This is a genomic window from Thalassotalea sp. G20_0, from assembly GCF_017744175.1.
In the GTDB taxonomy this organism is placed as follows: domain Bacteria; phylum Pseudomonadota; class Gammaproteobacteria; order Pseudomonadales; family Endozoicomonadaceae; genus Endozoicomonas.
Genome location: NZ_JAGHQV010000100.1, coordinates 1 through 5,190 on the forward strand (window position 1 = coordinate 1; position 5,190 = coordinate 5,190).

The following is a 5,190-nucleotide window of genomic DNA, read 5'->3' on the forward strand; positions in this document are numbered from 1 at the left end:
AATAGCAAGGTCGAAACCTCGGGTGATAATGCATCCGCTGGCATTGGAGGGGGGTGGGTTGACGATGGAGGAGCGGTTGCCAACACCACGGCTGTGAATAGCAAGGTCGAAACCTCGGGTAAATTTGCACACGCCGGCATCGGGGTAGGGCTGGTTTCCGGAGAAGCAACGGTTGCCAACACGACTGCGGTGAACAGCACGGTCGAAACCTCGGGTGAACTTGCCGGCGCCGGCATCGGGGTGGGGGCGGTTTTCCGTCAAGGAAAGGTTGCCAACACCACGGCGGTGGACAGCACGGTCAAAACCTTGAGTACTGATGCACACGCCGGCATCGGGGTGGGGGCGGTTTTCCATCAAGGAAAGGTTGCCAACACCACGGCGGTGAACAGCACGGTCGAAACCAGGGGTTTTAAGTCAAACGCCGGCATCGGGGGGGGGCTGGTTACCGATTTAGGAACGGTTGCCAACACCACGGCGGTGAATAGCTATGTCATCATGAAAAAGGATTTTGGACCTGAATCCAATGAGCAGCTTCTTTGCCAAAAAGCTGACCCACGCGTGTTAACAGCCAATTGCGCTTCGGGAACTGAATTTCTGGATGATGCGTTGGATTTTTCGTACGGTGATGTTTGCCCGGTAAATGCCGCTACAGTGCCAACAACCGCATCGGCGTCAACTGCCGCTACAGAGTCAACAGCTGAGGCGGCGTTAGCTGCCGCTACAGCATCATCAGCCGCTACGACGGCGGGCATTACCATAGGTGCCCTTGTGGGATTGGGGATTGTCGGCTATTCAAGCTATCAATGGATTACCGGTTACCGGGATGGGGCGCGTGGCCAGGAGCTGGCGATGAAACCACTGACTCGTGGTAGAGAACTGGCTAGCGCTGCGGTCAACTCGGTATCACAGGGTATTCAGGGAACCAGAGAACGAATGAACAGGCAGAGTGTTCCTGCGCAGGAACCAGCCCATAAAATGAGCCAGGTAGTGACTGACAGAGTAACTGAGCTGGACAAACGTTTGTAACTTATTTATTCAGAAAGTCCCCTGTATTGGAGCCTTTAAAAAAGGCGACCATCACTGAACAGTCGCCTTTTCGCACCAGAATGTCAGAACGATCAGGCTGCTGCTGATTCTTCCTGTTTTCCCTCTACAGAGTTCGAAGCATAAGGGGGATGCCACAGGGATCGGTGATATCGCCGCTATTATCAAATATTTATTAGTCGAAGCAGTGGAAACTTCAACATTGTCAGACGAACCAGCAAAGAGCGAATGCGAGCGACATTGAGCAAGATCAAAGACTATCTCAACACTGTGTTGCCTAAAGTAAAAGTTCTTCATCCATGGCCGGAGCAACGGTTTGACGTTAAATACTCGAGGTAGGAGCCGTATGCGCTAGCAGTGCAAGTACGGATCTGCGCAGGGGGTGGCGGGTGACCGCCATTCCTACTGTGACCGACGAATTTTATAGATCAAATTCGCAGTTCTCTAGTTGTATGTGCTTCCTTTGGTTTTGTGTGCCGAAGCCCTGAAACTTTCTCCGATCATTATCCCCATTATGAGTTCTTACTGGCTTCTTTTCTCTTCCTTTTTCTCTTTTTTGGTTTATCTGTTTGCTCTTCTACATGTTCTTCGGCGGTAAAGTAACAGTCATCTGAGAATTGCCCTCCTTCATCGGCAGTAACGTATGCCTCATCTGCTGACACCTCGCCGCTGTTAAGTGACACAGAGCCATGGGCCTCTGGCGGGACGGCTAACCTTGTCTTTATTTGATCAATCACTATTTTCATTGAATTGTGGTTATCAAACTTGTTCACCGGGATTTCAATGACCTCAAATCCTAATTTTTGCAGCAGGGCGATTTTCAGTAAAGTCGAACCATTCCTGGTTTTGAAATCACCATCCACGTAATGAGAAGGTCCCTGAACGTCGATAACCATGCTGTAATCTGGCAGAAGCAGGTCAACCGGAGGTAATGAGTTCAGACTTTTTTCTTCTTCAATCTTCAAAGACGGAAGGCTTGATTGGAGTTGATTGTGGAAGGTGGATTGAGATTGAGAAATGGTTGTCCGGTAATGGGGGGTAACTGGACACGATCTCCCAAGCCAATTTGCGGCCATGGCAATGACGGTTCGACCCTCTGTATTGCCCGGGGATGTAATTTCCAGGCGAGAAAATAGTTCACCTATGTGCTTTTCAAGCGGGTTTTTATCATTGCTACCTGAGTCCAGATAAAATCTGGCACAGAATACCATGACTCCCCAGAGAGACATCGATATCTCTTGCTCAGAGAGTTGAGGGTTTTCACTGATTCTGTCCACAAGAGCATCGAACGTAGATTGAACCAGGTGCAGCTCAATGGCCTCACCCAGTTTCGCCACGGCCCACAGCAGGTTGGCGATATGCTGAGGTATAAAGAGGTCTTTCTCTTCTTTTGATTCGGCTTTGGCTGTCACATGGTACAACAGCGCGGCCAGGGCTTCTTTGAGCTTTGCTGTTTTCTCCAGCTCCAGCCCGTTGTCCACCAGTGTCACCACGGCCCACAGCAGGTTGACGGTAGCTTGAGTGTTGAAGTGGTCTTTCTCTTCTTTTGATCCGGCTTTGGCTTTCACAAGGGGCAACAGCGCGGCCACAGCCTCTTTGAGCTTCGGTGTTTTATCCAGCGCCAGCCCGTTGTCCACCAGTTTCGCCACCGCCCACAGCAGGTTGGCGATATTCTGAGGATTCAAGTGGTCCTTCTCTTTTTTTGATTCGGCTTTGGTTTTCACATGGGGCAACAGCGCAGCCACGGCGTCTCTGAGCTTCGGTGTCTTCTTCAGAGCCAGCCCATTGTCCACCAGTTTCGCCACCGCCCACAGCAGGTTGGCGATATGCTGAGAAATAAAGTGGTCTTTCTCTTCTTTTGATTCGGCTTTGGTTTTCACATGGTACAACAGCACGGCCACGGCCTCTTTGAGCTTCGGTGTCTTCTCCAGCGCCAGCCCGTTGTCCACCAGTGTCGCCAAGGCCCACAGCAGGTTGGCAGTACCTTGAGTGTTGAAGTGGTCTTGCTCTTCTTTTGATTTGGCTTTGGTTGTCACATGGCACAACAACGCGGCCATGGCCGCTTTGAGCTTCGGTGTCTTCTCCAGCGCCAGCCCGTTGTCCACCAGTTTCGCCACGGCCCACAGCAGGTTAGCGGTACCTTGAGTGTTGAAGTGGTCTTGCTCTTCTTTTGATTCGGCTTTGGTTTTCACATGGGGCAACAGCGCAGCCACGGCCTCTTTGAGCTTCGGTGTCTTCTCCAGCGCCAGCCCGTTGTCCACCAGTTTCGCCACAGCCCACAGCAGGTTGGCGATATGCTGAGGATTAAAGTGGTCCTTCTCTTCTTTTGATTCGGCTTTGGTTTTCACATGGCGCAAAAGTGCGGCCACGGCTTCTATAAGCTTCGGTGTCTTCTCCAGCGCCAGCCCGTTGTCCACCAGTTTCGTCACGGCCCACAGCAGGTTGGCGACTTCCTGTGGCTTGAAATGGTCTTTCTCTTCTTTTGATTCGGCTTTGGTTTTTACATGGGGCAACAGCGCGGCAACGGCTGCTTTTAGCCTCGGTGTCTTCTCCAGCGCCAGCCCGTTGTCCACCAGTTTCGCTTCGGCCCACAGCAGGTTGGTGATACCTTGTGCATCAATATCCCTGGCTTCGGGTTTTTTATTGCACTTTAGTATTACTTTATCAAGCAAAGTTGACAGTAAAGCCGCTTGAGTTTCCTTATCCCCCTCATTCATGTATTTATGAGGGGTAAAAACACCCGCTGAAGTAAATGAATGAAGCGTTGTCGTCAGGCTTTGCCAAGTCCACCCGGGTGTCGCTTTAAAATCATGCAACAATGGTATCAGTTGGCGTTGTTCACTATGATGTAAAGGGCGTTTTGACGCTGATGTGAATTGTTTAATTGAACTGGCAAATTGACCATGTTTTTTACCATCATACCGATCACCATAACGAGCAGATATCCTTACCAGCCAATCCATTTTTTCTTGTGTGATAAGAGCATTAAAATCATAAACAGGTTTTACTGAATGTTTTGGTGGATAGTGAGCAGAACATGCGTCAGAAGTATGATAAAATTCATTACGCATTGGGATAGAGGAGAGTGGAGTATTTGCCTGCCTGACTGTGCCATGCCTGTATCGCCCACTCCTTGCAGTATCGGCATGATTATCCGGTTGTTTATAATTATTACCTGATGTCGTGTATTTCCAACTTATACCAGCAGTGTCTCTATCCATAATTATATTTCATTAATTCATAAAAAATATAAAAAGTAGACTACTGTACTGTTTATAGTTCATCTTGCTGAAATGTCTATAAACTCTGGTTTGATTAGCGCTTAGCGTGCCGAGATAAATCGGCAAGATGTTAAGGGTGAAAGCCCCTGGAAAATCGGGGTCATATATGGTCCGCCCCGCATTGCGAGCATTCTTATTGGCAACTGCCACCGCTGATTTATTCTTGCCCCTGCGCTGGTCAAGCTCTTTAATCCAGTTATTACGTCGATCGTCGTGTTTATCGGCTACCCTGACAACGGTTCTGCCACCGGTTAGCAAAAGTTTGCAAGCTTCATTAGTTTTGGTTGGTACAAAACGCATGCTGGGGCGCTGCATTGCTTCACAGATAGCTTCAGCATCAGCAGCATCATTCTTGTTTGACTTTACGTATGGTTTTACGAACTGGGGAGCGATTATGCGAACGTTATGCCCAAGCTCAGTAAACGAAAAAAATAAGATGGAGTGGTCAAAACGCCTTTTGTCGTTAATGTTCATTGGTCATACAACCATTCAACTATAAAAATATCACGACACCTTCAACATAGGCATCGCGTACTCTTAAAAAAACATAACCCGGGAACCTTTACGTCACTGCATGGACGAATAAGGGAGTAGAAATGTTTTATGCACTTTCTAACGTACTGTTATGCATTACAACATCAAGAGTCCTGTTATGATTCAACAAGCCATCCAGCAACCCACTCAGAAACCCATTCAGCAATCAGTTTGTGACAGCGCTTCACAATGTTCAGGGAATGGCGTCGAACATTCCTGGCTCGGCCATGGCGTTGCTGTTGCTAAAGCATTTGCGAAATCATTGATTCCGATGGAAGATCCTCACTTCAGTATTGATCCCGATAAAGCACTGGAAGGTATTGGGCGACTG

Annotated in this window: 3 protein-coding genes and 1 pseudogene; 2 read left to right on the plus strand and 2 right to left on the minus strand. The window is 48.8% G+C overall.

The features are described from left to right. Window positions 1–1,026 (plus strand): hypothetical protein (locus J7438_RS24410; RefSeq protein ID WP_209278659.1); only part of this gene is annotated, 1,026 nt, incomplete at its 5' end. A gap of 530 nt (window positions 1,027–1,556) precedes the next feature. Here the strand turns inward: J7438_RS24410 and J7438_RS24415 are convergent. Both J7438_RS24415 and J7438_RS24420 read right to left on the minus strand, forming a co-directional pair. Next, window positions 1,557–4,265 carry an RAP domain-containing protein gene (locus J7438_RS24415; RefSeq protein WP_209278660.1) on the minus strand — a complete coding sequence of 903 codons (2,709 nt, stop codon included), beginning with the start codon at window positions 4,263–4,265 and terminating at the stop codon, window positions 1,557–1,559. Between the two features lie 330 nt (window positions 4,266–4,595). Continuing rightward, window positions 4,596–4,739 (minus strand): annotated as a pseudogene (locus tag J7438_RS24420) (IS110 family transposase); the annotation flags it as partial. A 238-nt stretch (window positions 4,740–4,977) separates the two neighbouring features. On the opposite strand from J7438_RS24420, the gene J7438_RS24425 reads away from it, so the two are divergent. Further along, the coding region (locus J7438_RS24425; protein ID WP_209278661.1) for a hypothetical protein at window positions 4,978–5,190 on the plus strand (213 nt) is incomplete at its 3' end.